The organism is Vibrio navarrensis (genome assembly GCF_015767675.1).
Lineage (GTDB): Bacteria > Pseudomonadota > Gammaproteobacteria > Enterobacterales > Vibrionaceae > Vibrio.
The window spans coordinates 3,284,115-3,310,959 of the sequence record NZ_CP065217.1 but is presented as its reverse complement, the minus strand read 5'-3'; the positions used below and the strand labels follow the sequence as shown (position 1 = coordinate 3,310,959).

Below are 26,845 nucleotides of genomic sequence, written 5' to 3'. Positions count from 1 at the left end.
ATGGATTGGCAAAGCTTGGATTGACAGACTCTTGGATTGGGAGAATAGAGGCGTTAAACGTGTAGCGTGCAAAGCAGTTGCTGCGCCATTTTACTCAGCAGGGTTCTTTCTGGTTTGGTATGAGCAAAAGTGCGCAGGCCATAAATACCCATCACCAGATAGTCGGCGAGAAAATCGCAGTCGGCATCGGCGCTGATCTCCCCGTTTTGCTGCGCTTGACACAGTTGTGCGAGCAGGCCGAGTTTCCAAGCGTTGAGGGTATCGCGAATGATTTGCTCCACTTCATCGTCTTGTTTGGACAACTCACTCAGTGCTTTTTGCAGCAGGCAATCTTTGATCTCCTCACTGGCACACTCTTCAACCACCATGGCAAAGTAGCTTTGCAGTCCGTCCATGACGTTGGAGTGAGCGGCAAAAATCGCATGGAACTCTTGCGCTCGCTCCTCGGCATAATGCGCCAAGGCCGCCAGCAATAAACCGCGTTTATTTTCAAACGCACAATAGATGGACCCCGGATGCAGGCCAGTGGCTTTTTTCAAATCTTGCATACTGGTCTTATTGAATCCTTTCGACATAAATTCATACATCGCGGATCGCAACACCTGTTCTCGGTCAAATTCAGCTACGCGCACACACATTCTCTCACTCGGGGTTTAGCCGCATTCTACGCGCAAAATCGTAACCTGACAAAAATTCTTGAACGATCGTTCAAAATATATCTTGAATGATTGTTCAAAAATGATCTAGCATAGCGACATTCACTCGACAGCAGGATCGCCCGATGACGGATTTACTCTTCAAACCTTATGTTTTAAATGAACACCTTACCCTGAATAACCGCATTGTGATGGCGCCACTGACGCGCTGTATGGCGGGAGAGGGGCTTGTACCAACGGATGAAATGGCCGCTTACTATGCTCGCCGCGCCGAAGCTGGGTTGATCATTTCGGAAGCGACGATCATTCGCCCGGATGGTCAGGGTTACCCCAATACTCCGGGGCTGTTCAGCGATGCGCAAGTTGCTGGCTGGAAGAAAGTGACTGAGGCCGTGCATGCGCGTGGCGGTAAGATTTTTGCTCAGCTTTGGCATACCGGCCGTGTGGCGCACCCTGCCTTTTTTGCCGGTGAGTATGTGCTCGCACCATCGGCGGTGGCGTACGAAGGAACGGTGCCGCGTCGTCGCGATCTAACGTACACCCTGCCTAAAGCCGCGAGTAAAGAAGAGATTGAGCAGTTGGTTGAGGATTACGCCAGTGCCGCTGAAAACGCGATCGTGGCGGGTTTTGATGGGGTGGAAATCCACGGCGCGAATGGCTACCTGCTCGATCAGTTCCTGCACTATGACACCAACTTGCGTGATGATGAGTTTGGCCAGACGCCCGAAAATATGGCGCGTTTTCCTCTGGCGGTGATTGACGCCATTATTGAGCGCATTGGCGGGCATCGCACTGGTCTGCGTTTGTCACCGGGTGCCTACGCACACATCAAACCGGATGCGCGTGACCGAGCCGTGTTTGACTATTTGTTGGCCGAGCTGGAAACGCGTGAGTTGGCGTACCTGCATGAAGGGATGTTTGACGACAGCGTTGAGTTTGAACACCTAGGCGGCAAGGTATCGGAGTATATGCGTCAGCACTACTCAAAAACCTTGATGGCGGCGGGTGGTTTCAGCGCGCAGTCCGGTGCGTCAGCAATTGAGCAAGGGCTATTTGAACTGCTGGCGATTGGTCGCCCGTTCATTGCTAACCCAGATTACGTGGCACGAGTACGCAGCGGCGAGACGCTAAAAGCGTATGATGAAAGTATGCTGGCGGAGCTGGTCTAGCAATCCCGTGTAAAGTAATCCCGTGCTCCTAAAACAGCCAAAATGCAAAGGCGTGCTTCATTGAAGCACGCCTTTGTGGTTAGCGCAGGTCTCTTATTGTGGCAGCGTTATATTCGCTGCTCAGAATTAGGCCAGCTCGGCTTTCTCGGCGATCAGCTTGTCGATCACACTTGGATCGGCCAGTGTTGAGGTATCGCCCAAGTTACTGGTGTCACCGGTGGCGATCTTACGCAGAATGCGGCGCATGATTTTGCCTGAGCGCGTTTTCGGTAGCGCATCGGTCCAATGCAGCACATCTGGCGTGGCAATCGGGCCGATCTCTTTACGTACCCAATCTTTCACCTCTTTGTGTAGCTCAGCCGATGGGTATTCCCCAGCGTTGAGCGTCACGTAGGCGTAAATCGCCTGACCCTTGATGTCGTGCGGAATGCCGACGATCGCTGCTTCAGCAATCTTAGGATGCGCCACCAGTGCCGATTCAATTTCTGCTGTGCCCATACGGTGGCCAGAGACGTTCAATACGTCATCCACACGGCCTGTGATCCAGTAGTAGCCATCTTCGTCGCGACGCGCGCCGTCACCAGTGAAATACATGCCACGGAAGGTAGAGAAATAGGTCTGCTCAAAGCGTTCGTGGTCACCATACACAGTGCGCATCTGACCGGGCCAAGAGTCGAGGATAACGAGGTTACCTTCCGCCGCTTGCTCTTCAATCACGTTGCCGATGTTGTCGACCAGTGCAGGCTGTACGCCGAAGAATGGGCGCGTCGCTGAACCCGGTTTCAGGTCCGTTGCGCCAGGAAGTGGCGTGATCAAAATGCCGCCGGTTTCGGTTTGCCACCAAGTGTCGACAATCGGCGATTTTTCATTGCCGATGGTTTTGTAGTACCACTCCCACGCTTCTGGGTTAATCGGTTCGCCCACCGAACCCATAATGCGCAAGCTGCTACGCTCTGTTCCTTCAACCGCTTCATTGCCTTTGGCCATCAGCGCGCGAATTGCCGTTGGCGCAGTATAAAGAATGTTGACTTGGTGCTTGTCGACCACTTCGCTCATGCGGCTGGTTTTCGGGTAGTTTGGTACGCCTTCAAACAGAATAGTTTTCGCCCCGTTGGACAGTGGGCCGTAAACCAGATAGGTGTGTCCGGTGATCCAGCCCACGTCAGCGGTACACCAGAACACCTCGCCGGGCTGATAGTCAAAGACATATTTAAAGGTCATGGTCGCGTACACCAAGTAGCCACCCGTGGTGTGCAGTACGCCTTTTGGTTTGCCAGTTGAACCTGAAGTGTAAAGGATGAAGAGCGGATCTTCGGCTTTCATCTCTTCTGGTGGGCAAACATCAGAGACTTTTGCGGTGGCTTCGTGCCACCAAACATCGCGGTGCTCATGCCAATCAATGTTGCCACCAGTGCGTTTTAACACCATCACTTTGCTGATGGTGTTCACTTCAGGGTTGGTCAGCGCTTCATCAACGTTCTTTTTCAGGGGCACGGCGCGGCCGCCGCGTACGCCCTCATCAGCGGTAATCACCACCTTGGCATCGGAGTCGATAATACGGCCCGCCAGCGCTTCAGGTGAGAAGCCGCCAAAGACGATGGTATGCACGGCGCCGATACGGGTACACGCCAGCATCGCCACCGCCGCTTCCGGCACCATCGGCATGTAGAGACACACCACGTCACCTTTGCGCACGCCTTGCTCTTTCAGCGCGTTGGAAAAGCGACACACTTCTTGGTGCAGTTGCTTGTAAGTCAGTGTTTTGTCTTCGGCTGGGTTGTCACCTTCCCAGATAATCGCTACCTCATCACCGCGCTTGGCCAGATGGCGGTCAATACAGTTAGCGGAAACGTTCAGTGTGCCATCTTCAAACCAGCGAATATCAACGTGGCCCGTGTCAAAAGAGGTCTGTTTGACCTTGGTAAAAGGCTTGATCCAATCAACGATTTTGCCGTGTTCGCTCCAGAAGCCCTCTGGATCGATGACAGATTGTTGGTACATCGCAAGATAGGTCTCATTATCCGCGTGGGTGTGAGTTTTAATGTTCTCTTTAACCGGATAAATGTGGGCTTCACTCATTGTTTCTCTCCTTGTGCCTTCAACTTTCGTGAACAGGGCTACTTGTGATTGAGTGTGCAACTGAACGCGAACGGAAATCCGTGGTGTCTTTCGATTTGCCTATAACTGTTAATCACTGCGACGATTTCGACAATTAGACTTTAGGATAAAAGCGTATTTTGCTTATAAATGAGTAAATTAAGAATGTATGCGTTGCATCAAACTTACGGGGAGAGGTAAGAGGAAGAGAAGCTGGGCAGATCGCCATGGGTTAAACGCACAAAGATCAACGCCGCCGCAAAGGCATCTTGCAGCGCGTCATGCTTGTCTTGAAGCGGCAGATCCAGATGCTTGCAGATCGCATCCAAACTGAGGTCAAAGTAGCCATTGGGCAGGTGCTTTTCCAGTTTGTCATGGTAGATCTGGCTAACTTCAACCAACGGATTAGGCAGTGGGAAACCTAAGTGACGCTGACAGGCGAGGTCTAAGATCTTCTTATCATATCGGATGTGGTAACCGACTAAAGGGCGGTTGCCGATAAAGTCGAGTAGCCGCGTGATGGCTTCGCATTCGCTAATGCCATCGACCAGATCCTGATGGCGAATTTTGTGGATTTTCACTGAACCCGAGTCGAGCGATTGCGGCGCGCGCAGCCGTACTTCAAACGGCTGACTGGTGAGAATACGGTTGTCGATAATGCGCGTCGCGGCAATGGTGACCAGCTCAGCGCGCTTCGGGTCTAAGCTGGTGGTCTCGCAATCCAGAGAGACAAACTCACGGCTGTCGGGCGCGCAAAACAGCGACTGATAGGGCGAGCCTGTCAGTTTGTAGTGCCAGTATTTGCGTTGCAACCAGTTCATGCGCGCTTCCTAAGACGTTTGGCGTAGCGCCTCACGTGGTTAATCTTTGATTTGATAGTGATAACCCAGCCACTGCTTAAACTTTTTCACCACGTGCAAACTGTGGCGCAGCAAGTCACGCTCGGTGCGATCGAGCAGTTTCAAACTGATTTTGTTGTTGCTGTGTTGCTCGGACAACTGCTGAGCAAGACGCAATTTAAAAAACAGCTTCAATGCTTCGCTGAGGTTATCGGCGGTGGTTTGCTCAAGCACTTTGCGTTTGACCAAGGCGTCAATGCGGTCGAAGGTGTTGTTTTCGCTCAAGGCGTATTCCAGCGTTAGAGCGCGAATGCCGTGCACAATCGGGAAAATGCCGCCTTGCTTGATGTCGAGCCCTGATTTATCGGCTTTAACATTGCCAAATAGCGTCAGCGGCACGGAAAAGCTCAGAGCGGGGCGGGTGAATTCGGTGAGGATCAGCTCTTGATCTGCCATCAATTGACACAAGTGCGCTTTCACTGGCGCCAGTAGGCTCTTATTGCCGGCAACGGCGTGGGCATCGGCCATGATCGCGATGTCCATGACTTGCTCCGGTTTGGCGGCTTTTACCCAGTCCGCCAAGGTTTTTTTCCAGTGTGTTTGGCTGCGCACCCATTTCGGGTTATTGACCATGACATTGCCCGGGCAAAGTGGGTAGCCAAGCTGTTGCAAAGTATGAGTGAGCTGCTGCATCACTTCGCCGCACAACTGCCATTCCAGACCGTCTTTGATGATGAGCGCGTTATCTTGGTCGGTCTTGAGGATTTGCTCACCTCGACCTTCAGAGCCGAGCACGATCAGACAGCAGTGGTCGTGTAGCGCCGGAGGCACGACTAGCTCAAACGCTTTCTCAATAATTTGTTCGTTGACCGCCGATATCAGCTCCATGATAAAGCGCGTGCGAATGCCGTTTTTCAGCAAGCTTTCGACCAATTGGCGCTGTTTGTTCGACGCCAGCGCTAACTCTTCCACGCTGGACGCACGGGCGATGCTTAAGGTCAGCACGTGAGAATGAGTGGAGAAGGCGCTGAGGATCTGCGTCATGTCGAGCATACCAACCGCTTGGTGACCGTCGCACACCATCAGGCGTTTCATGCGGTTGCGCGTCATGGTGATCATGGCGTTAAACAGAAAATCGCCATTATCCACATGGCAAACCGGGAAGGTGGCAATCTCGCCTACCGGAGTATCGAGCGGTTTGTCTTCCAGCATCACCGAATGGAGCATGTTGGTGCGGGTGACGATGGCATACGGGTGGGCGGAAGGCTGTTGGCGACAGCGAGGGTCATCGTCATGCAGTTTGACCAGCGCGGCGTCGATGCCGTTTTCCTTCAAGGTTTTGGTGACCTGATTGATCGGCATCTCGGGCGGAAGAATCATCGCCGGGTGGTAAATCGCCTTGTCGACTTTGGTGAGAATAAACTCGGCCAAGTTTTGTTGCTGCTGCGCCGCTTCAATCAACTCTTGCCGTTTGGCGAGGTTGCTGTCGAAGTAGGCCGCGAACTGACCATTTTCATTATAAAGTTCCAGAAACAGCGCTTTGGGCAGCAGATAGGAGAGGGTATCTTCCAGCGCGACGTAGTGGTGGCGCACAGTCGCTTCAAACAGGGCGCGGACGTCAAACATATCGTCGTTGGCGTAGTGGGCGAACACTTCCTGATGATCAGCGGAGCGCTCTTCGACTGCACCTTTGATGAGAATGTGCAGAGAATCGCTCGGCTGCCCGGCAGGCAGAACAATGTCGCGGGTTCGATAGTAGGCGACGTCCAGTGACGAGCGCAGCAGGGCTTGCTGTCCTTCACTCAGGCGGTCAAACGGTGGAGATTGCATATTAAATTTATCAGGCATGGGGCACTCTATCGTCACGCGGCATAGAGTAAGTCTGACAAATTTACACTGACTCTCCAGACGACTTTGGTCTAATCCTTTGGTGCGATCGGGGAAACGGTGGGTTGCTGATAATTCCCTTTTTCTCTTGTGCATACCCAGTCATAATGCAGCGCACTCAGTTCTTTAACTGCTATTGTTCAGGATTATCACTATGTTTACCCCATCCCCTTATGGCTGGATTTCTCAATATTTCCTCGGCTTCTTTTTTGCTTACGGTGTTTATCTGCCATTTTGGTCGTTGTGGTTTAAGGAGCAGGGCGTCTCTTCCACCGATATCGGCTTGCTGGTGGGGATTGGTTTAGCAACGCGTTGTGTGGCGAATATGGTGATCACGCCGCGCGTGCATCGCGCCGAACACATCATGCCAGCGTTACGCTGGCTCAGTTTCGCCGCGCTAATTTTTGTCGCGTTTCACTTTTTTACTGGCGGTGATTTCTGGTTGATGGCGCTGGCGACCGTGTTATTCAACCTCTGTTGTGGCCCGGCGGTACCGCTCTCTGATGCGCTCGCCAACTACTACGCCCGCTTAAAAATGCTTGATTACGGCCGCACGCGCTTGTGGGGATCCATCGCGTTTATTGCGGGCTCGACCGTGGTGGGGTATTTGATTGCACTCTACGGCAGCGACATGATCCTTTACACCGCGTTGGCTGGGGTGTTTGTTTCGTTGCTATTTAGCTTGCGCAAACCGACGCTGATGCCAGTAACAAGCCAAGAGCATCACACCCAGCGGCCGAAGTTAACTGAGTTACTCACCGACAAACCCGTCGTGACCTTTTTGCTATTGGCGGCGCTCATCCAAGGGAGCCACGCGGCTTACTACAGCTTTAGTGCCATTTACTGGAAACAGGCTGGCCATTCCGAAGAGATCATCGGCTATCTGTGGAGCTTAGGGGTGGTGGCCGAAGTGGCGGTGTTTGCTTTGAGTAAGCGCCTGTTTGCGGGTTGGTCATTACGTGCGCTGTTTGTCACCGCATCGATTGGCGTCATGCTGCGCTGGGGGATCACTGCCTCCACCACCTTGCTGCTTGGTCTGGTTTTCGTTCAATTACTGCACGGCGTGACGTTTGCTATGACACACATTGCGGCCATTCAATACATTCAACACTCGCCAGAGCACAAAATGGTCGCGCTGCAAGCGCTCTACAATGCCCTGCCGTTAGGCGCTTTTATCGCGGCCATGACGGCGTTAAGTGGCTGGGGCTTTGAGCAGTGGGGCGCGAATGTGTTCTGGGTGATGGCGGCCATGGGCTTTATCGCGCTGTTTGTTAAAGTGACGCCTGTCAGCGAAGAGCCGCATGTGATTGATCTGGCGAAAGCCGAGCCGAAAGCACAGAATTAGTGCGAAGAGATTGAGTTGATCTCTCATCCTTAGTTAAATGAAACCTCTCCCATAGCGGAGAGGTTTTTTATCAGGAAGGATGACGCATGCAAGGATGGATTGTGATTCCCGTGTCGTTGGCATATCTGGGCATTTTATTTTTGATTGCTTGGTATGGTGATAGGCAGAAAAAATGGCTGGCGCGTTGGCGCCCGTGGGTCTACAGCTTGTCTATCGCGGTTTATTGTACTTCGTGGACGTTCTACGGCACGGTTGGCCAAGCCAGCAGCAACCCTTGGTCGTTTTTACCCATTTATATCGCGCCGATTCTGGTCTTCACCTTGGGATGGCGCATCCTTGCTCGGCTGATCCTGATCGCCAAACGAGAGCACATTACCTCCATCGCTGACTTTATCGCTGCCCGTTATGGCAAATCGCAGGGCATTGCGGTGGTGGTCACCTTGATCGCCGTGGTCGGTATTTTGCCTTATATCGCGCTGCAGTTGCGCGGCATCACTATGGGGCTGGAGATCATCGCCCCCGATCTCTTTAGCCAATTTGGCTACGAAGATTACAACGTCTCTTGGTTTGTGGTTGGTGCACTGGCGATTTTTACCATGCTGTTTGGCACTCGCCACATCGACAATACCGAGCACCATCGCGGCATGATGATGGCGATTGCGTTTGAATCCATGGTCAAGCTATTGGCTTTTTTAGTCGTCGGGGTGTTTATCGTCTGGCTGATGATGCGCCACGAAAGCTTCGATTTAACCAGTGCGATCACGAGCACCTATCAAGCGCCGAATATCGCGACGCTACTTATTCACACCGTACTGACGATGCTGGCGATCGTCTGTCTGCCGCGTCAGTTTCACACCATGGTGGTGGAAAACGAGCGCGCGCAAGATCTGCATACCGCTCGTTGGTTGTTTCCGCTCTACCTGGTTCTGATGGGGATATTTGTTTTGCCCATCGCTTGGGCTGGGCAAAGTTTGCTGCCGGCCAGTTCTGCCGATACCTATGTGATCAGTTTGCCGATGGCGTTTGGTGCCAGCGATATTGCGCTGCTGGCCTTTCTCGGCGGAACTTCGGCGGCCAGTGGCATGGTGATTGTGTCGACCATCGCGCTGGCGATCATGGTCTCCAATGATTTAGTCATGCCACTGCTGCTCAGACGCATGCGTTTGTCCAATCGCAATCACCACCACTTTTCCGGCCTGCTGCTGCGCATTCGTCGCGCGCTGATTTTTCTGCTGCTGATTGGCGCTTGGGGCTTTTATCAAGCGCTGGATGCGATTCATTCGCTGTCGGCTATCGGCTTTCTCTCGTTTGCCGCGATCACCCAGTTTGCCCCTGCGCTGCTTGGTGGCATGTACTGGCGGCAAGGCAACCGCAAAGGGGTGTATGTCGGGCTGGCGGTCGGCTTCACTTTGTGGCTGATCACCCTGATGACTCAGACCGATATGCTGGCTGGCGACGCACAAAGTAACTTGTTGATCTGGATAATTACGCCTCCTGAACTGCTGAGCGGGCTGGACGTTAAAGCATCGGATTGGGGGATGATCCTCAGCGTCAGCGCTAACGCCTTCTGTTATTTATTGGTTTCGATGCTCACGCGGCCAAGCCTAAGTGAGCGCTTACAATCGGCGTCATTTATCGGTATCCCACTGCCGGAAAATGAGAATATCAGCTTGTACCAAAGCCGAGTCACGGTCGCTGAACTGGAGATGCTGGCGTCGCGTTTTGTTGGTCGCACTCGAGTCAAAAATGCCTTTGCTTACTATTGGTCGCAGCAGCGAGAAGTGCTGCTGCCCAATCAGCAAGCGCCGTCGACCTTAATTCGCCACACCGAACGGGTTTTGGCTGGGGTTTTTGGTGCGTCATCGGCGAAGTTAGTCCTCACTTCGGCACTGCAAGGGAGAAACATGCAGTTGGAAGAGGTCGCCACCATCGTGGATGAGGCGTCAGAGCTCTACGACTTCAGCCGCGGGCTGCTGCAAGGGGCAATCGAGCACATTGGGCAAGGGATCGCGGTTGTGGATAAACAGTTGCGGCTGGTGGCGTGGAATCAACGCTATCTGGAACTGTTTGAGTTCCCGCCGGGGCTTATCCAAGTGGGCCGTCCCATTGCCGATGTGATTCGTCACAATGCGCAGCAAGGGCTGTGCGGTCCGGGCGACCCAGAAGAACACGTGCGCCGTCGGGTCTACCATCTTGAACAAGGCACTCGACATACCTCATCACGGATTCGCCCCGATGGACGGGTGATCGAAGTGCAGGGCAATCCGATGCCCGGTGGCGGGTTTGTGATGAGCTTTACCGATATCACGGTTTTTCGTCATGCCGAACAGGCACTCAAAGAGGCCAATGAAACGCTGGAAGAGCGCGTTCATCTGCGCACACGCGAGTTAGAGAGATTGAATCAGCAACTGGTGACCGCAACGCAACGTTCTGAGCGCGAGTCGCAATCTAAGTCGCGCTTTTTGGCTGCGGTGAGCCATGATTTAATGCAGCCACTCAACGCCGCGCGTTTGTTTGCCTCGTCGCTCTCTGAAGTGGCGAAAGAAGATGAAACGCGCAAACTTGCCTCGCACATCGAAAGTGCGCTGGAGGCGGCGGAAGATCTCATCGGTGATTTGCTCGATATCTCGCGGCTAGAGTCCGGCAAACTGGATATTCACATGCACGGCTTCGCCATCAACGATGTGCTGGCCAACCTCAATGCGGAATTCAGTGCCTTAGCCAAGCAGCAAGGCATTGAGTTTTGCATGGTTCCCTCTTCACTGACCGTCAACTCGGACCCCAAACTGCTGCGCCGTGTGGTGCAAAACTTTTTGACCAACGCCTTTCGCTACAGCCCCAACGGCAAAGTGCTGCTTGGTGTGCGCCGCGTCGCGGGGCGTGTGCGGATCGACGTTTGGGACAACGGCATGGGCATTGAAGAAGATAAACAGCAGGAGATCTTTGAAGAGTTCAATCGCGGTAGTCAGGTGCGCTCAGATCAAGGGCTCGGTTTAGGGTTGGCGATTTCCAAAGGGATTGCCCAAGTGCTTGGGCATGAAATCTCGATGCGTTCTTGGCATGGTAAAGGCAGCGTCTTTTCCATTACGCTCGATAAAGCCAGCGAGGTACAAAAGCCCGCGGTGAATGAGCCCAGCCCAGTGGTGGCGGATCTCAGCCATCTACGCATTCTGTGTGTCGACAATGAAGAAGAGATTTTGGTCGGCATGGAAAACTTGCTGGCACGTTGGGGCTGTGAGGTGAAAACCGCAACCGACCTGATTGGCAGCCTTAAAACATTGGAAAATGGCTGGATTCCGCAGGTGATCTTCTCCGATTATCGTTTAGACGATGGGCGAACCGGTCTTGAAGTGCTTCAGCAGTGCAAACTGCGTTTAGGCAACCGATTTGAAGGCGTCATTATCAGTGCTGATCGCACCGAAGAGATGATGCAAGCGATAAAAGCCAACGGGTTTGGCTTTATCGCCAAACCCGTTAAACCGCTGAAGTTAAGGGCGGTGTTGAATCGCGTTAGCTGATTGAACTGGTCAGCGGTTAGAACAATTTAAAACAAAAAGCCGATGCAGTTGCATCGGCTTTGCTTTTCCACGGAGCTCAATCCCTACAATAAAGCTCGTGAGTCTTATTAGTGGTCGTGCGCGGCACCAGACCCTTTTGGATAACGGATAGACTCGACCATATCTTGTACCTCTTTTGGTACTTCGGCGGTGAACTTGTTCACTACGATAGAAACCACAAAGTTCAAGCACATACCCAGCGTACCGATCCCTTCTGGGCTGATACCAAACCACCAGTTGTCTGGGGTGCTGGCTGCTGGATTGATGAACTTAAAGTAGATGATGTAAGCTGCGGTAAACGCAATACCTGACAACATACCGGCAATCGCGCCTTCTTTGTTCATCTTCTTATAGAAGATACCAAGAATGATGGCCGGGAAGAATGAGGAGGCTGCCAAACCGAAGGCGAATGCCACCACTTGCGCCACAAAGCCGGGAGGGTTGATACCCAGATAACCCGCGCCGATAATCGCCAGTGCTGCGCCTATCCGTGCGGCCCGCAGTTCCTGCTTGTCGGTCATATCCGGCTTAAAGCCTTTCTTCAGTAAGTCGTGTGAAATCGAGGTTGAGATAACCAGTAGTAGACCCGCTGCGGTAGAGAGTGCCGCCGCCAAGCCACCTGCGGCCAACAGAGCGACCACCCAGTTTGGCAGTTTCGCTAACTCAGGCGAAGCCAGTACGATGATGTCACGGTTGATGGTCATTTCGTTACGCGCATCGCCCGCATAGAACATCTTGCCGTCGCCGTTCTTATCTTCCCATTTGACTAGGCCAGTGTTTTCCCAGTTTTTAAACCAGCTTGGTGCATCGGCTGCCGCCACGCCTTGCATGTCTGGGCCGTTGATGGTGTCAATCATGTTGACGCGAGCAAACGCCGCTACCGCAGGTGCTGTGGTGTATAAGAACGCGATAAAGACCAGAGCCCAACCGGCAGAGATACGTGCATCAGATACTTTCGGAACCGTAAAGAAGCGAATAATAACGTGTGGAAGTCCCGCCGTACCGACCATGAGCGCCGCACAGATGAAGAAGACGTCAACCATACTCTTCGAGCCGTCGGTATAGGCGGTAAAGCCCAGTTCCTGAGTCAAGCCGTCCAGTTTGGTGAGTAGGTATTCATCGCTGCCCGCCATGGTGGAACCAAAGCCAAGCTGAGGGACAGGGTTACCTGTCATCATAAGTGAGGTGAAAATCGCAGGTACCATAAAGGCGAAGATCAATACGCAGTATTGGGCTACCTGAGTATAGGTAATGCCTTTCATCCCGCCCATTACCGCGTAGAAGAAGACGATGCCCATACCAATGATGATACCGACGTTGATGTCAACTTCGAGGAAGCGCGCAAATACCACGCCCACGCCACGCATCTGGCCTGCGACGTAAGTAAATGAGACGAAGATGGCGCAAAATACCGCGACCATACGCGCCGTTCTTGAGTAGTAACGGTCACCGATAAAATCTGGCACGGTAAATTTACCGAACTTGCGCAAGTAAGGAGCCAGACACAGCGCGAGTAGCACATAGCCACCCGTCCAACCCATCAGGTAAACGGTGCCATCGTAGCCGATGAAGGAGATGATCCCTGCCATTGAGATAAACGATGCGGCTGACATCCAGTCCGCGGCGGTTGCCATGCCGTTGGCAACAGGGTGTACACCCCCGCCAGCAACATAGAATTCACTGGTTGATCCCGCACGAGCCCAGATAGCGATACCGATATACAGGGCGAAGGTGAGACCAACCAGAATAAACGTCCAAGTTTGAATATCCATTTTCTAAACCTCTTAGTCTTCCTGTACGTTGTACTTTTTGTCTAGGGCGTTCATCCGTGCCACATAAACAAAAATCAGAGCCACAAAGGTGTAGATCGACCCTTGCTGCGCGAACCAAAATCCTAATTTGAAACCACCAAATTGAATCGCATTTAGCGGTTCGACAAATAAAATCCCAGCGCCATAAGACACCAAAAACCACACTGCTAGCAGTGATCCCATGATTCCCAAGTTTTCCTTCCAGTAGGCTTGAGCATGTTCTGTTGATTCGAACGCCATGGCCTTCTCCTTGTGTTTCTCGTCTGAATAGATGTGTTAACGTAATGTTACGTTTCCTAAGATAGCAGCGAAAAATCAACAGATCTGTGCAACTTTAGTCGGGTCAAATTTCACGATAAATCAGCTCAAAAGGTCGATTGGCGCAGGATGCGGCGGGAAAATGTGATGTTAACTTGATGTTAATTTAGCCAAAGGTCTAAGAAATCGACCTAGATTGGTTTTTGCCGTGCAAGTTTTGCTGGTGCATTTTCATGCCGTATACGCGCAACGGCAACATAGTGACGCTAAATTAGACAGAAGAAACTCAATTGTTTACATAAACTTTTCGATAAAGAGTCACGTTTTCGTGCAGAATAGCTGGGCAAAACACGGTAGCTTTTGCCGAAAATAACAACAATTTAACTAAAGGGAGGGAGAAGGTGGACGCAAACACAATCAATGGCTTTTTTCTGATTGGTGCACTGCTTATTGCGCTCAGTGTGCTCCTAAGCCCGGTTTCCTCAAAGTTGGGGATTCCAATTCTGCTCGTTTTTCTGGCGGTCGGTATGCTGGCGGGTGAAGACGGCGTTGGTGGCATTTTATTTGATAACTACCCGATCGCCTATCTGGTGAGTAACTTAGCGCTGGCCATCATCTTGCTCGACGGTGGTATGCGTACCCGTGTGGCCAGTTTTCGGGTCGCCTTTTGGCCTTCGGTCTCGCTCGCCACGGTTGGGGTTGCCATCACGACATTATTGACCGGATTGATGGCAACGTGGCTGTTTGACCTCTATTTACTGCAAGGCATTTTGGTTGGTGCGATCGTTGGTTCGACCGATGCCGCTGCGGTGTTTTCGCTATTGAAAGGGCGCAGCTTGAACGAGCGGGTCGGTTCAACCTTGGAGATTGAGTCCGGTACCAACGATCCAATGGCGGTGTTTCTCACCGTGACCATGATTGCGGTGCTCGGCAGTAACGAGAGCGGCCTCAGCGCTGGATTTTTAGCGCTCAGTTTTGTTAAGCAGTTTGGTATTGGTGCTCTGCTGGGGCTCTCTGGCGGCTGGCTGCTGTGGAAAGTGATTAATCGCAGTCAGCTACCGGAAGGGCTTTATTCGATTCTGACCGTCAGTGGTGGTTTGATTATTTTTGCCCTGTCGAATGCTCTCGGCGGCAGTGGTATTTTGTCGATTTATTTAGTGGGATTACTGATTGGTAACCGCCCAACGCGCAGCCGCCACTCGATTCTCAACGTGTTGGATGGCATGACTTGGTTGGCGCAAATCGGCATGTTCTTGGTGTTGGGGCTGTTGGTGACGCCGTCCAATCTGTTGGACATCGCCTTACCGGGCCTGGCACTGGCGTTTGGTATGATTCTCTTCGCGCGGCCAATCTCGGTGTGGATTGGGTTGTTGCCGTTTAAGAGTTTTACCGCGCGCGAGAAATGGTTCATCTCTTGGGTCGGGTTGCGAGGCGCGGTGCCGATCATCTTGGCGGTTTTCCCAATGATGGCGGGGCTGCCGGACGCGCAGCTTTATTTCAATCTGGCGTTTTTCGTCGTTATGGTGTCGCTGATTGTGCAGGGCGGTACGTTAACCAAAAGCATGGCGCTAGCCAAAGTGGAACTGCCTTCCAAGCCCGAGCCGATTTCGCGCACAGGCGTCGAAATTTTCCCTACCAGCGAGTGGGAGTTGTTTATCTACAAACTGAAACAAGACAAATGGTGCATTGGCGAGCCACTGCGTAATTTGTTTTTACCTGAAGGGACACGTATTGCGGCGGTATTTCGCCAGCAGCAGTTACTGCACCCATCGGGCAGCACCAAACTCGAAGAGGGCGATACCTTGTGTGTGCTTGGGCAAGAAAAAGATCTCGAAGCGCTCGGTCAACTGTTTAGTGAAGCGCCAGAAAGAGCCTCGTTTGCCCGCTTCTTCGGTGATTTTTTCTTGGATGTGGAAGCGAAACTGTCCGAGATGGCGATGGCCTATGGCTTGGATTTGGGCGACGTCAGTGGCGACACCACCCTTAAGGAGTTAGTGACGGAACACTTGGGTGCAACCCCGGTATTGGGTGACCATTTTGAGTGGCAAGGATTGCGCTGGGTGGTGGCGGATGTAGTGGATTGGCAGGTGACGAAAGTCGGTTTGTGTCTGCCTACCGACGATAGTCAAGCGCCAACGAGCGAGTAAATTACTCGCTCATCTCTTTAAGCAGAATGACCGCTTGAGTGCGGTTTTTCACGTCCAGTTTGCGGAAAATTGCCGTCATGTGCGCTTTGATGGTCGCTTCAGAAACGTTGAGCTCGTAAGCGATCTGTTTGTTGAGCAAGCCATCAGAGAGCATGCCCAGTACTTTATATTGCTGGGGTGTCAACGCGGCGATTTTCTCCGCCAAATCATTACACGCGGCGTTATTGATGATCAAACCTTCCGGGAAATAGGGGTCGCCATTGAGCACTTGGTTGAGCGCGGCGATCAGAGTTCGCATATCACTCGACTTGGGAATAAAACCGAAAGCGCCGTGGCTTTTCACTTGGGTTACCACGGACGGCTCCTCGCTAGCAGAGACCACCACAATCGGTAAATCCGGGTATTCCGCGCGCAGTTGGATCAACCCCGACATGCCATTGGCGCCCGGCATTTTGAGATCCAGTAGCAACAGATCCGGCTCCTCTTCACGTGCCAGTAGATTGAGCAGTGCTTCTAGAGAATCGGCTTCAAGTAAATTTGCGCCGCTGACCGCCATATGCACCGACTGAAACAGGGCGTTGCGAAACAGAGGGTGATCGTCGGCAATGATAATGGTGTAGGTCGAGTCCATGACGTTAAGCGCTTTTTACTAATTCGTTAATAGAATTATTGTCAGCTTTGCCTTGCTGGACAATATTTATCCGCTAAAAGTCTGATGTAAATCGACTTTTATTAGATTTCTTGCATATACGTGAGAAAAGAAATGAGAAATCGGCAAAGGAAAACGCCAGAGAGGCGACTCTCTGGCATTTAAAAGCGTTATGGGGTAAGCGCGTCCAGATGCGCTAAGAAGGGTTCGGCTGGCATAAAGCCAGTCAGCCGCGCGTTTGAAACAGGGGCTCCCTGTGCATCCCAAAACTCGATGGTCGGCAAACCGAGCACTTGCAGATGTTGCAGCAGCTCAATGTCTTGCGCTTGATTGCGCGTCACATCGGCTTGTAGCAAGACAAATTGCTGCAACTTCGCCGCGACCTGAACATCGTGAAAAGTGTATTTCTCAAACTCTTTACACGCCACACACCAGTCGGCATAAAAGTCGAGCATCACAGGTTTACCGGCTTGTTTGGCCAATTGCAGTTGCTGCTGCAAGTCGGCCACGGAGCTGATGCGCGTGAAGCGCACCTCGTTTACGGACGTCGATGCGCTTTGCGGCGCATACCAATAATGCAACGCAGGCTGCGCCGAGGCGAGTAGACCGAGTACGGCGATGATGCCCAGCGCACTTTGCTTCCAGCCACCAAACTCTAAGCTGTTTTTGACATGGTAAAGCCAGCCAAACGCGGCGATGCCTAATACTGACCACAAGGCGGTCGACCACAGTTCGGGCAGAATGCGTTCCAGAAGGAAAATAGGCGCGGCGAGCAGCACAAAGCCAAACAGGGTTTTGACGCGCTCCATCCAGCCGCCGGCTTTCGGCAAGAGTTTGTTGCCAAATACCGCGACCAGGATCAACGGAATGCCCATGCCCATGGCGAGCGCATACAATGCCACCCCACCCGTGAGCAAGTCGCCGCTTTGAGCCACGTACAGCAGCGCTCCGGAGAGCGGCGCAGTGGTGCAAGGAGAGCAAACCAAGCCAGAAATCGCCCCCATCGCAAACACGCCCAAGCTGCTACCACCTTGCTGCTGATTGCTAAGGTTATTCAGCCAAGTTTGCGCGCGACTTGGCAGTTGCAGGGTATAGAGGCCAAACATCGACAGAGCGAGGGCAACAAAGAGTACACTCAAGCCAATCAGCACATAGGGGTGTTGCATCGCCGCCTGAAATTGCAGGCCAGCGGAAGCGACCACTAAACCAAGCAGCGTGTATGTCAGCGCCATCCCTTGCACATAGTTCAGTGCCAAGCCGAATGCGCGGCGCTGGCTGAGCTGACCGCCGCCGAGCACGATACTGGTGAGGATCGGGTACATGGGCAGAACGCAAGGAGTAAAGGCCAAACCGACGCCCAGTGCCAAAAACAGCAGCGGTGTCCACCAGTTATCTGCTAAGCCAGAAGCCAATTTATCTTGTTGGGTTAAAGGCGCAGCGGGCGAAAGTGTGGATGCGTCTGTCTTGCTGCTGGCCGCAGGTTGGGCAGACGATTTCACGGCTGGCGCTTGGCCATTAGTAAACGACTCAAGCTCAACCACCCGCGTTTCGGGAGGGTAGCAAAAGCCAGCTTTGGCGCAGCCTTGATACTGCACAATCAGTTTTGCTCCGCTTTGCCAGTCTTGCAGGGGAATGTTGACAAACAGCGGCGTCGTGTAGATGTTGACGTCGCCAAAAAATTCATCGCGATATGGCTGGCCGTTTTCCATCTCAATCTCACCGAGGGAGACATTTTCGGCGCTAAAAGAGAGACGCTGCTGGTAGAGGTAATAGCCGTCTTTCACTTGCCAGTCTAGGGTGATGCGATTGTCTTGCTGGAACGAGTTAAATGGAAAAGCCTGGTCGACAGTGACAAATTCACTGCTTCCCGAGGAAAAGCCCGAATTCTGGCTATTGCCAAACAGAGCAAGCGAGGGTGCAGAAAACGTCATGGCACCCAGCAATAAAAGAGTAAACAATGCGCGCATAATATTGGGATCGAAACTTAAGTTGTGGCTAGTGTAACTCACTCAGACCCTGAAACCGCGCAGAAAGTTTCACGTGCATTGGCTTTGTGATGTCGGGCGAAGAAAAAGGGGAACCGAGGTTCCCCAAAATTCTATATCCAGCAAATTACATCAAGATGTTGGTCAGTAGCAGACCAAAGCCAATGCTGAATACCATGCTAAGTAAGCCAGGGATCATAAAGCTGTGGTTGAAGATGTACTTGCCGATGCGCGTTGTGCCTGTGCGGTCAAAGTCAATTGAGGCAATGATTGGGCCGTAGTTAGGAATAAAGAAGTAACCGTTGACCGCAACAAACACCGCAATGATCACCGCTGGCGGCAGCCCCAGCGTGATCGCCACGGGTACCAACACGGCGGTGGTAGCACCTTGGCTGTTCACCATCACCGACAGAGCAAACAGGGCGAAAGCAAATGTCCAAGGCGCGACTTCAACCAGCCCTGACACCGCCTCTTTAACCATAGCGCCGTGACCGCCAATGAAGGTGTCACCCAGCCAAGCGATACCAAAAATGGCGACGATGGCACGCATACCTGCATGGAATACGGAACCTTGGCTGATAGCATTACCATTGGGTTTACACAGCAAAATGATCAGAGCGGCAATAGAAAGCATGACGATTTCAATCGTATGCGCCATGCCCATTGGCGAGCCGTTAAATTGCGGACGCAAGCTTGGCAGGGCACCCATCACCACCACAATGATGGCGCCAAATAAGAATAGTGCGACCGACTTTTTCGCTTGCGGCGTGATTTCAATGTCCGCCACCGATACTTCTTGTTCCATTTCAGCGCGAAACTCTGGGTCTTGCAGACGGCGCTGATATTCAGGATCGTCTTTAAGCTCTACGCCCATCTTATTAACGAACAGACAAGCGCACGCCAAACCGAGAATGGTACTTGGAATGGTGATCATCAGCACGTCCGTGAGAGTGATCCCTTGCGGCTCTAAGAAGGCAACCAAGGCGACCACCGCTGCAGCAATCGGGCTGGCGACAATGGCAAACTGGGAGGCAATCACCGCCATGCTCAGTGGGCGCTCTGGACGGATGCCGCTACGACGGCTCACTTCGGCAATCACAGGCAGTACAGAATAGGCCACGTGACCAGTACCCGCCATCATAGTGAAAAAGTACGTCACCAAAGGTGCGATAAAGGTAATGTGACGAGGGTTGCGGTGTAAAATGTGGGTAGCGATTTTAATCAGGTAATCCAAACCACCTGCGGCTTGCATTGAAGCAGCTGCTGCCACAACCGCCATGATCATTAGCATGACATCGATGGGGGGGCTGGTTGGTTGCATGCCAAAACCAAAGCTGAGAATGGCAAGGCCAATACCGCCCATTACACCTAAGCCGATACCGCCAATCCTTGCACCAATTAGGATACATCCTAATACGATAAGGAACTCAATTAAGAACATCTTAGACTCCTAGAAATGAATAGAAAATAAACTGGCTCTATCCGGCGGTATGTTGGTTTTTTTCTTGCCATGACCCAGCGCAAGCTTTCTCTTTTTTACTGCCGGTAGAAAGTAAAAAGGCTCTGAATCAGAGCCTTTTTTTACTTATTCGTAGCGTTTCGCTTTATAGGTTGGGTGCATAAAGTTTTGCACCGACAAAATGTCATCCAACTCTTCTGAGGTGAGCAAACCGCGTTCAAGGACCACCTCACGCACGCTCTTACCCGTTTCCGCACAAATCTTACCCACGATGTCACCTTCATGGTGGCCGATGTATGGGTTGAGGTAAGTGACGATACCGATAGAGTTGTATACGTAGTTCTCACAGATCTCTTTGTTGACGGTAATGCCATCGATACACTTGTCACGTAGGTTGACACAGGCATTTTGCAGCAGTGAAATCGATTCGAACATCGCCTGACCAATTACAGGCTCCATGACGTTGAGCTGTAGCTGGCCGCCTTCGGCTGCGAAAGAGATCGTGTTGTCGTTGCCCAGCACTTTGAAGCAAACTTGGTTGACCACTTCAGGAATCACTGGGTTTACTTTGGCTGGCATGATGGAAGAGCCTGCTTGCATTTCTGGCAAGTTAAGCTCGTTCAAACCCGCGCGAGGGCCAGAAGAGAGCAGACGTAGGTCGTTACACACCTTAGACAGTTTGACCGCTAGGCGTTTTAGTGCGCCGTGCGCCATCACGTAAGCACCACAGTCTGAGGTTGCTTCAATCAAATCTTCGGCTGGTACCACGTCAAGGCCAGTTACCGCGGCAAGGTGTTTCACCGCAAGCGCTTGGTAGCCTGGAGGGGTATTTAGGCCAGTGCCGATGGCGGTTGCACCTAGGTTCACTTCCAGTAGCAGTTTGGAGGTGTAATCCAGCGCGCGGATCTCTTCGTTCAGCGTCACCGCCCAAGCGTGAAACTCTTGACCAACAGTCATCGGCACCGCGTCTTGCAACTGAGTGCGGCCCATTTTCAAAATGCCGCTGAACTCTTGTGATTTCAGTTCGAACGCGCCTTTGAGGTATTCAATCGCTTCCATCAATTTATGGATGCTGTTGTAAACGGCAATACGGAAACCAGTTGGGTAGGCACAGTTGGTGGATTGGCTCTTGTTGACGTGATCGTTAGGGTTCACCACGTCGTAGCTGCCCTTCTCTTTACCCATCAACTCAAGCGCAATGTTGGCGATCACTTCGTTGGTGTTCATGTTCACCGATGTGCCAGCGCCGCCTTGGAAGACGTCTGATGGGAATTGATCCATGCATTTGCCGGTTTCCAGCATCAGGTCACACGCTTGGATAATGTAATCCGCCACATTCTTTGGAATCGCACCTAACTCGCGGTTAGCCAGTGCGGCGGCTTTTTTGGTCATCACCATGCCACGTACAAACTCAGGTACGTCCGAAATAGTGACATTGGAGATGTTGAAGTTTTCGATAGCGCGCAAAGTATGGATGCCGTAGTACGCATCCGCAGGAACATGACGTTGACCTAATAGATCTTCTTCAATGCGAGTGGCTTGGGTAGGCGCTGGATGCGCTTCAGTTAGGGTAGCCATAACAGGATCCTTAGATGATAATTCTGATAATTTAAAATATTATTTAGCCATATCTGCAATCAGAATCCATTCATCAGAATTTTTGGCTGTAAAATCCGTCCTGACTTATGTAGCACATGATACTGTTCCCAGCGCATAAAAATAGTAAGTGGATCACTATTTTTGCTTTTATTTACTGAATATTTTGCAAAATATAAATGGGTTATGAACAGCGCGCGGGTTTGGCTAAACACGCTTTTTTACAGCTTCAATTTGAGTTGTCAGCGGATTTGCCATTACACTGGAGCAAACTGAGGAGGTCCTGTGTTTCCTGTACTTTTATTGCTTTTTATCTGTGTGCCGATCATCGAAATAGGCCTGTTTATTCAGGTCGGTGGCTTTTTAGGGCTCTGGCCGACGATTGGTTTGGTGTTATTGACCGCGTTTGTCGGCGCGTATCTGGTGCGCAGCCAAGGGTTACAAACATTACTTTCGGTGCAGCAGCGTTTGCAGCAAGGCGAGTTGCCCGCGCAGCAGATTGTTGAAGGGGTGATGTTAGCGGTGGCGGGTGTGCTGCTGCTGACCCCGGGGTTTATGACCGATGCGATGGGAATGGTGGTGTTATTGCCTGCGCCCCGAGCTGCGCTAGCACGCGTATTGATGAGTAAAGTGGTAGTCAAAAGCAGCTTTACGTCGCACTCTTTTGAGCAAGAGACGTTTTCTCACCGTCATCATGATGCTGAGCGAGGCGGACAAACGTTCGAAGGCGAGTTTGAGCGCAAAGACGATGACGAGCACAAACCGAAGCTGAAATAAATCGAGCGAGATAGAGAAAAAGCCGGGATTGCCCGGCTTTTTTATCGTATGTTGGCGGCGTGTTAAACCGCCCCTTCAAAGCCAAGTTGTCGCCACGCTTCGAAGGCAATAATCGCCACCGCGTTCGACAGATTCAAGCTCCGCGCCTCGGGCATCATCGGAATACGAATGCGCTGGCTGGTCGGCAAACTTTCTATCACTTCTTGTGGCAAACCGCGTGTTTCTGGGCCAAACAGCAGGACATCGCCGCGTTGATAGTGAGCGTTAATGTGATGGTCACTGCCTTTGGTGGTGCAGGCGAAGAGACGATATTCACCGCGTGCCTGAAGAAAATCGAGAAAGGCTTGGTAGTTTTTATGGCGTGTCACGCGGGCGAGATCGTGATAATCCAAGCCGGCGCGACGCACTTTCTTCTCTTCCAGATCAAAACCTAACGGTTCAATCAGATGCAAATGTGCGCCGCAGTTGGCGCACAGGCGAATAATGTTGCCAGTATTTGGGGCAATTTCCGGTTCGTAGAGCGCAATATCAAACATGCCATCAAGTTCGTTTAGTCAAGGTGGAGCCAAGTATAAGGCGCTCGCCAGAGCGAGTCCAACAGCGACTCAGCCGATTTTGTTTAAGGGCAAGGTGACGCTGACGCGTAACCCTCCGAGTGGGCTGCGGCTGGCTTTGATCGTGCCACTATGCTGGCGGATGGCGCTTTCGGTAATCGTCAGCCCGAGCCCTGTTCCACCGGAGTGGCGATCGCGAGCGGTGGAAACGCGATAAAAGGGGCGGAAAATCGCCTCGAGTTCGGTTTCGGGGACACCGTCGCCATTGTCATCCACCGTGATGTGCAGTTGCTCGCCGTGGTCGCGTATCTCAACTTGGACTAAGTCCTTTCCGTAGTAAATCGCATTGCGGATCAGATTTTCCACCGCGCTCATTAAGAGTTTGGGGTTGCCCGAAATGGTGCGTGATGGCAGTGGTGAGTAGTTGAGCGTTTTGCCCATTTGTTCTGCTTCAAATTGCGCATCTTGTATGATCTCTTCCCATAAGCTGCTGATGGGTTGATCTTCACGGTCGAGATGGCTGTTCATTTGCATGCGCGACAGTGCCAACAGTTCGGCAATCATCTGCTCTAATCGCTGCGCCTCGGTGTCAATGCGCTGCAACTCGGCACTTTCCCCCTGCTTGCGGGTCGCCAGCGCGTTGGCCATGCGCAGGCGAGTCAGTGGGGAGCGCAGCTCGTGAGAGATATCCGAAAGCAAACGCTGTTGCCCCGAAATCATCTGATTGACCGCTTCCACCATCTGGTTAAAACTCGCGCCCGCTTGGCGGAATTCGGAGGTGCCTTTCTCTAGCGTTGGATCGGTAACAAATTCCCCTTTTGCTACTCGCTGGGCGGCTTTTTCTAATCGCCGTGCAGGTTGGCTCAGCGCCCACGCCAGCCAAAGTAGCAGCGGTGTACTGACCAGCATGACCGCTAAGAGCAGTTGCAAAGGTTGGTCAAACATGCGCAGCAAAAATGGTGGTGGCTGGTTCCACTTGAGACCGACATATAAAAAGTACTCTTTGCCTGCCAAGGTAATCGGGAGCGGGCCTGAAAGCATAAAGCGGCCATAGAGTTTTTGTTGTGGTTTGTCGGGATGCTCCATGCTGGTGACAAAATTTTTCAACGCTTTGATCTGAAAGTCGCTGTGTTTGAGTGTGGTGAGAATGTTGGCGTCGGTGTCGCTGAGGAAAAAGCGTGGCCGGTTGTCGCGTCCGTGGCGCTCGCCCGGACGTTCGAGACGAAAGAGAATTTTGCCCAGATCGCGTTCATCGGCAAAGTCACGTTCGATCTCTTGCTTCGCTTCCAACAGGCGATCGTAATGATCGGGCGGGATCGCATGAGCTTTACGCGGATCAAGGTGTGGCAGCGCCAGCACCGCCATCAACACCAAAAACATGGTGAACCAGAAAATGGCAAAAATGCGCCCATACAGGCTGGTGATCTTGGGCAAACGCATGCTTATTCCTCAACCATCAAATAGCCACGGCCACGCAAGGTTTTGATGCGTGACTTGCCATCGGCTCGCTCGGGAAGCTTTTTGCGTAAATTGGACACGTGCATATCAATGGCGCGATCAAACGCGGCGAGGCGCTTGCCAAGCACATCCAAACTGAGCGTCTCTTTGGTCAGCGTTTCCCCCGGGTTCTGCACAAAATGGCTCAGGAGGGCAAATTCTGTTGAGGTGAGATCTAGTAGGCTCTCTTGGCAATAGGCTTCTTGTCTGCCCGGGTAGAGTTTGAGGTCTTGATACTCAATGCAGTCGCCACCGTTTTTCGCGCCTTTGGGGTTGCTGGTGCGGCGTAAAATCGCTTTGATGCGTGCCAGCAGCTCGCGGTCGCTGAACGGTTTGGGCAAATAGTCGTCGGCACCCAGCTCAAGGCCGAGCACTCGGTCAATCTCTTCCCCTTTGGCGGTCAGCATCAAGACCGGGGTTTCCCAGTGTGCACGCAGGCGTTTTAAGGTGTCGATGCCGTTGAGTTTGGGCATCATCACATCCAATAGAATCAGATCGATCTCTGCCGTCAGTGCCGCAAGGCCACTTTCGCCATCATTCGCTTCGGTGATATTAAATCCTTCGTATGAAAGAACTTCGGTCAGCAAACCGGTCAGCTCGGTGTCGTCGTCAATCAGCAGAATATTGGCCATAGGATTACCTTCACATATCGTCGTTCTGCCTTAATATTACTGTGAAATGGCCGTCAGGTATGAGGAGCAATGTCGCTCTTTACGATACTTTACGCTCTCTATACGCCGCTTTACTCAGGGTTTTGTATTCTAAACTCAAGCGCTGTGAAAGCAGCTCAGAAACAACTGAATGAGTAAGGAATAGATTATGAAAACGGTAAAAAAACTGGTACTGGCTGCGGCGATTCTTCCTTTAACTTTGGCAACCGCAAGTGCGTTTGCTTTCGGTGGTGGTAAAGGCCATCACAAAGGCGGACCTGACGACGAGTGTGGCATGGGAATGGATCGCGGTATCTTCCGTGAGTTGAACCTGACCGATGCACAAAAAGAGCAATTGGACTCGATGCGTCAAGCGGGCCGTAAAGAGATGAAAGCGCAGTCTAAAGGCAAGTTCGCTGACAATCAGGCGGAGCGTCAAGCGCACCATGCTAAAGCGCAAGCGTTAGTGTTAGCCGACACATTCGATGCCAATGCGGCCAATGAGCTGGCGAAAGAGATGGCGGCGAAACAGGCAGAGCGCCGTGTGCAAATGTTAGAGAAACAGCACAAGATGCTGAGCGTTCTGACTCCAGAGCAGAAAGCGAAATTTGTTGAGTTACAAAATGAGCGTATGCAGGAGTGCAGTGCGAAAATGCACAAACGCTTTGCAGACAAAGCGGATAATTAATCTCTTAGGGCGACAGCAATGTCGCCCTAATTGTTTCATATTCATTCAATAAAGCGCGAGTTATACTGGCCGTCTGTTGGTTGAGTTTGAAATGATTATGAAACAGCAATATGCACGATTAGTGACCATGGCCGCCTGGACGGCAACTACGGTCGCGACCCTTCTTCTTTTGGTGAAAATCGCCGCTTGGTGGGTGACGGGGTCGGTCAGTTTACTCGCCTCACTGATTGACTCGATGTTGGATATCGCCGCCTCCGTGGTCAATTTGCTGGTGGTGCGCTATGCGTTGCAACCCGCCGACGAAGAGCATACTTTTGGACACGGCAAAGCGGAATCCTTAGCCGCTTTGGCACAAGCGATGTTTATTTCCGGTTCGGCGGTTTTCCTCATCTTAAATGGCGTTGATCGCTTTTTCCGCCCTCACTTGTTGAACTCCCCTGAATACGGCGTTTATGTCAGCTTATTTGCCATGGTGGTGACACTTGGTTTGGTGACGTTTCAAAAACACGTGGTGAAGGCGACGGGAAGTCAGGCAATTGCCGCCGACTCGCTGCATTATCAAAGCGATCTGTTTATGAATGCTGCGATCATGTTGGCCCTTGGCCTGAGTTACTTTGGTGTCGGTCAAGCGGATGCGGTGTTTGCGGTCGGCATTGGTCTATTTATCCTCTACAGCGCGTTCAAAATGGTCAGTGAGGCGGTGCAAACACTGCTCGATCGTAAATTGCCCGACGAAGAACTGGAGCAGATCAACTGCGCGTGCCTAACGGTCGAGCATGTCCTTGGGGTGCATCAGTTGCGCACGCGCATGTCGGGCCCAACGCGTTTTATCCAGTTGCATTTGGAACTCGATGATCATTTACCGCTGATCAAAGCGCATCAAATTGCCGATGAAGTGGAAGCGAAACTGTTGGAATTGTTTCCCGCTTCGGATGTGTTGATTCATCAAGATCCTTATTCTGTGGTGGTCAGCAGCGAGAAAGAGCACATTGAACAGCAGTGGTCTTAAGCGAAAAATTCGCCTTGTCTTGAAGACAAAAAAGGCGTTGTTGACTATCTTTCCATCTACATCTATTAAGATTCCTGATCCTGATATGAATCAACAAAGTTTTACTGCAAAACTGTAATACTCTTACATAAGTAGAAAAGTTACATAAATTTGTGTGTTTTCGTTGGTATTCCTGTAGAGGAAATGTAACATTGCAGACAGATTTTCCCATTATT

The 26,845-nt window shown here is 51.9% G+C and carries 20 protein-coding genes; 7 read left to right on the top strand and 13 right to left on the bottom strand.

What is annotated here, in order from left to right; translation table 11 throughout:
* Positions 1–53: 53 nt before the first annotated feature.
* Positions 54–632 (bottom strand): TetR/AcrR family transcriptional regulator, encoded by a 579-nt coding sequence (locus I3X05_RS15665; protein WP_171816695.1) that lies wholly within the window; start codon positions 630–632, stop codon positions 54–56.
* A gap of 149 nt (positions 633–781) precedes the next feature.
* Between I3X05_RS15665 and I3X05_RS15660 the strand changes: the two genes are divergently transcribed.
* Positions 782–1,825, top strand: a complete 1,044-nt coding sequence (locus I3X05_RS15660) for an alkene reductase (RefSeq protein WP_193157653.1) — start codon at positions 782–784, stop codon at positions 1,823–1,825.
* 126 nt (positions 1,826–1,951) lie between these two features.
* Here I3X05_RS15660 and acs read toward each other — a convergent pair whose 3' ends face one another.
* From acs to I3X05_RS15645, 3 genes are all read right to left on the bottom strand, one after another.
* A complete protein-coding gene (gene acs / locus I3X05_RS15655; protein ID WP_337970849.1) occupies positions 1,952–3,904 on the bottom strand; it encodes an acetate--CoA ligase in 1,953 nt (650 codons plus the stop codon).
* A 203-nt stretch (positions 3,905–4,107) separates the two neighbouring features.
* Positions 4,108–4,743 (bottom strand): 3'-5' exonuclease, encoded by a 636-nt coding sequence (locus tag I3X05_RS15650; RefSeq protein ID WP_193157655.1) that lies wholly within the window; start codon positions 4,741–4,743, stop codon positions 4,108–4,110.
* 39 nt (positions 4,744–4,782) lie between these two features.
* On the bottom strand, positions 4,783–6,609 hold the full coding sequence (locus tag I3X05_RS15645) for a DUF294 nucleotidyltransferase-like domain-containing protein (RefSeq protein ID WP_337970848.1): 1,827 nt from the start codon (positions 6,607–6,609) through the stop codon (positions 4,783–4,785).
* Positions 6,610–6,802: 193 nt separating this feature from the next.
* Between I3X05_RS15645 and I3X05_RS15640 the strand changes: the two genes are divergently transcribed.
* Both I3X05_RS15640 and I3X05_RS15635 read left to right on the top strand, forming a co-directional pair.
* On the top strand, positions 6,803–7,993 hold the full coding sequence (locus I3X05_RS15640; protein WP_045569312.1) for a 3-phenylpropionate MFS transporter: 1,191 nt from the start codon (positions 6,803–6,805) through the stop codon (positions 7,991–7,993).
* A gap of 86 nt (positions 7,994–8,079) precedes the next feature.
* Positions 8,080–11,511, top strand: a complete 3,432-nt coding sequence (locus I3X05_RS15635; RefSeq protein ID WP_045569311.1) for a hybrid sensor histidine kinase/response regulator — start codon at positions 8,080–8,082, stop codon at positions 11,509–11,511.
* A gap of 107 nt (positions 11,512–11,618) precedes the next feature.
* Here the strand turns inward: I3X05_RS15635 and I3X05_RS15630 are convergent, their stop codons facing one another.
* Both I3X05_RS15630 and I3X05_RS15625 read right to left on the bottom strand, forming a co-directional pair.
* Positions 11,619–13,322, bottom strand: coding sequence for a sodium:solute symporter family protein (locus I3X05_RS15630; RefSeq protein WP_045569310.1), 1,704 nt, complete (start codon positions 13,320–13,322; stop codon positions 11,619–11,621).
* A 12-nt stretch (positions 13,323–13,334) separates the two neighbouring features.
* Positions 13,335–13,601 carry a DUF4212 domain-containing protein gene (locus I3X05_RS15625; RefSeq protein WP_039431317.1) on the bottom strand — a complete coding sequence of 89 codons (267 nt, stop codon included), beginning with the start codon at positions 13,599–13,601 and terminating at the stop codon, positions 13,335–13,337.
* A gap of 419 nt (positions 13,602–14,020) precedes the next feature.
* On the opposite strand from I3X05_RS15625, the gene I3X05_RS15620 reads away from it, so the two are divergent.
* A complete protein-coding gene (locus tag I3X05_RS15620) occupies positions 14,021–15,766 on the top strand; it encodes a potassium/proton antiporter (protein ID WP_193277891.1) in 1,746 nt (581 codons plus the stop codon).
* 1 nt (position 15,767) lies between these two features.
* Here the strand turns inward: I3X05_RS15620 and I3X05_RS15615 are convergent, their stop codons facing one another.
* The 4 genes from I3X05_RS15615 to aspA all read right to left on the bottom strand — a co-directional run bounded on the left by I3X05_RS15615 (position 15,768) and on the right by aspA (position 21,437).
* On the bottom strand, positions 15,768–16,397 hold the full coding sequence (locus I3X05_RS15615) for a response regulator transcription factor (RefSeq protein ID WP_039431314.1): 630 nt from the start codon (positions 16,395–16,397) through the stop codon (positions 15,768–15,770).
* Between the two features lie 188 nt (positions 16,398–16,585).
* Positions 16,586–18,346 (bottom strand): protein-disulfide reductase DsbD, encoded by a 1,761-nt coding sequence (locus I3X05_RS15610; protein ID WP_413470572.1) that lies wholly within the window; start codon positions 18,344–18,346, stop codon positions 16,586–16,588.
* Between the two features lie 181 nt (positions 18,347–18,527).
* Positions 18,528–19,841, bottom strand: a complete 1,314-nt coding sequence (locus I3X05_RS15605; RefSeq protein ID WP_045569307.1) for an anaerobic C4-dicarboxylate transporter family protein — start codon at positions 19,839–19,841, stop codon at positions 18,528–18,530.
* 144 nt (positions 19,842–19,985) lie between these two features.
* Positions 19,986–21,437: an aspartate ammonia-lyase gene (gene aspA / locus I3X05_RS15600; RefSeq protein WP_045569306.1), complete on the bottom strand. Its 1,452-nt coding sequence runs from the start codon at positions 21,435–21,437 to the stop codon at positions 19,986–19,988.
* A gap of 303 nt (positions 21,438–21,740) precedes the next feature.
* Between aspA and I3X05_RS15595 the strand changes: the two genes are divergently transcribed.
* Positions 21,741–22,232, top strand: a complete 492-nt coding sequence (locus I3X05_RS15595) for an FxsA family protein (protein WP_045569305.1) — start codon at positions 21,741–21,743, stop codon at positions 22,230–22,232.
* Between the two features lie 62 nt (positions 22,233–22,294).
* Here the strand turns inward: I3X05_RS15595 and trmL are convergent, their stop codons facing one another.
* From trmL to I3X05_RS15580, 3 genes are all read right to left on the bottom strand, one after another.
* On the bottom strand, positions 22,295–22,768 hold the full coding sequence (gene trmL, locus I3X05_RS15590) for a tRNA (uridine(34)/cytosine(34)/5-carboxymethylaminomethyluridine(34)-2'-O)-methyltransferase TrmL (protein WP_045569304.1): 474 nt from the start codon (positions 22,766–22,768) through the stop codon (positions 22,295–22,297).
* Positions 22,769–22,837: 69 nt separating this feature from the next.
* Complete coding sequence (cpxA, locus tag I3X05_RS15585; RefSeq protein ID WP_045569303.1) at positions 22,838–24,226, bottom strand: envelope stress sensor histidine kinase CpxA; 1,389 nt, start codon at positions 24,224–24,226, stop codon at positions 22,838–22,840.
* Between the two features lie 2 nt (positions 24,227–24,228).
* Entirely contained in the window at positions 24,229–24,915 is a 687-nt protein-coding gene (locus I3X05_RS15580; protein WP_045569302.1) for a response regulator, read from the bottom strand.
* A gap of 187 nt (positions 24,916–25,102) precedes the next feature.
* Here I3X05_RS15580 and I3X05_RS15575 point away from each other — a divergent pair, with 187 nt between their 5' ends.
* The gene (locus I3X05_RS15575; protein WP_193167242.1) at positions 25,103–25,621 is read left to right on the top strand and encodes a CpxP family protein; all 519 of its coding nucleotides are present in this window, start codon (positions 25,103–25,105) and stop codon (positions 25,619–25,621) included.
* A gap of 97 nt (positions 25,622–25,718) precedes the next feature.
* Positions 25,719–26,630, top strand: a complete 912-nt coding sequence (gene fieF, locus I3X05_RS15570; protein WP_045569341.1) for a CDF family cation-efflux transporter FieF — start codon at positions 25,719–25,721, stop codon at positions 26,628–26,630.
* Positions 26,631–26,845 lie beyond the last annotated feature (215 nt).

What these genes read in the sequence shown, in the direction of transcription:
- I3X05_RS15650 (WP_193157655.1), bottom strand. Translation starts at nt 4,743, where the DNA reads ATGAACTGGTTGCAACGCAAATACTGGCACTACAAACTGACAGGCTCG.
- I3X05_RS15615 (WP_039431314.1), bottom strand. Translation starts at nt 16,397, where the DNA reads ATGGACTCGACCTACACCATTATCATTGCCGACGATCACCCTCTGTTT.
- I3X05_RS15640 (WP_045569312.1), top strand. Translation starts at nt 6,803, where the DNA reads ATGTTTACCCCATCCCCTTATGGCTGGATTTCTCAATATTTCCTCGGC.
- I3X05_RS15660 (WP_193157653.1), top strand. Translation starts at nt 782, where the DNA reads ATGACGGATTTACTCTTCAAACCTTATGTTTTAAATGAACACCTTACC.
- I3X05_RS15610 (WP_413470572.1), bottom strand. Translation starts at nt 18,346, where the DNA reads ATGACGTTTTCTGCACCCTCGCTTGCTCTGTTTGGCAATAGCCAGAAT.
- I3X05_RS15625 (WP_039431317.1), bottom strand. Translation starts at nt 13,601, where the DNA reads ATGGCGTTCGAATCAACAGAACATGCTCAAGCCTACTGGAAGGAAAAC.
- aspA (WP_045569306.1), bottom strand. Translation starts at nt 21,437, where the DNA reads ATGGCTACCCTAACTGAAGCGCATCCAGCGCCTACCCAAGCCACTCGC.
- I3X05_RS15630 (WP_045569310.1), bottom strand. Translation starts at nt 13,322, where the DNA reads ATGGATATTCAAACTTGGACGTTTATTCTGGTTGGTCTCACCTTCGCC.
- acs (WP_337970849.1), bottom strand. Translation starts at nt 3,904, where the DNA reads ATGAGTGAAGCCCACATTTATCCGGTTAAAGAGAACATTAAAACTCAC.
- I3X05_RS15605 (WP_045569307.1), bottom strand. Translation starts at nt 19,841, where the DNA reads ATGTTCTTAATTGAGTTCCTTATCGTATTAGGATGTATCCTAATTGGT.
- I3X05_RS15645 (WP_337970848.1), bottom strand. Translation starts at nt 6,609, where the DNA reads ATGCCTGATAAATTTAATATGCAATCTCCACCGTTTGACCGCCTGAGT.
- cpxA (WP_045569303.1), bottom strand. Translation starts at nt 24,226, where the DNA reads ATGCGTTTGCCCAAGATCACCAGCCTGTATGGGCGCATTTTTGCCATT.
- I3X05_RS15580 (WP_045569302.1), bottom strand. Translation starts at nt 24,915, where the DNA reads ATGGCCAATATTCTGCTGATTGACGACGACACCGAGCTGACCGGTTTG.
- trmL (WP_045569304.1), bottom strand. Translation starts at nt 22,768, where the DNA reads ATGTTTGATATTGCGCTCTACGAACCGGAAATTGCCCCAAATACTGGC.
- I3X05_RS15635 (WP_045569311.1), top strand. Translation starts at nt 8,080, where the DNA reads ATGCAAGGATGGATTGTGATTCCCGTGTCGTTGGCATATCTGGGCATT.
- I3X05_RS15575 (WP_193167242.1), top strand. Translation starts at nt 25,103, where the DNA reads ATGAAAACGGTAAAAAAACTGGTACTGGCTGCGGCGATTCTTCCTTTA.
- fieF (WP_045569341.1), top strand. Translation starts at nt 25,719, where the DNA reads ATGAAACAGCAATATGCACGATTAGTGACCATGGCCGCCTGGACGGCA.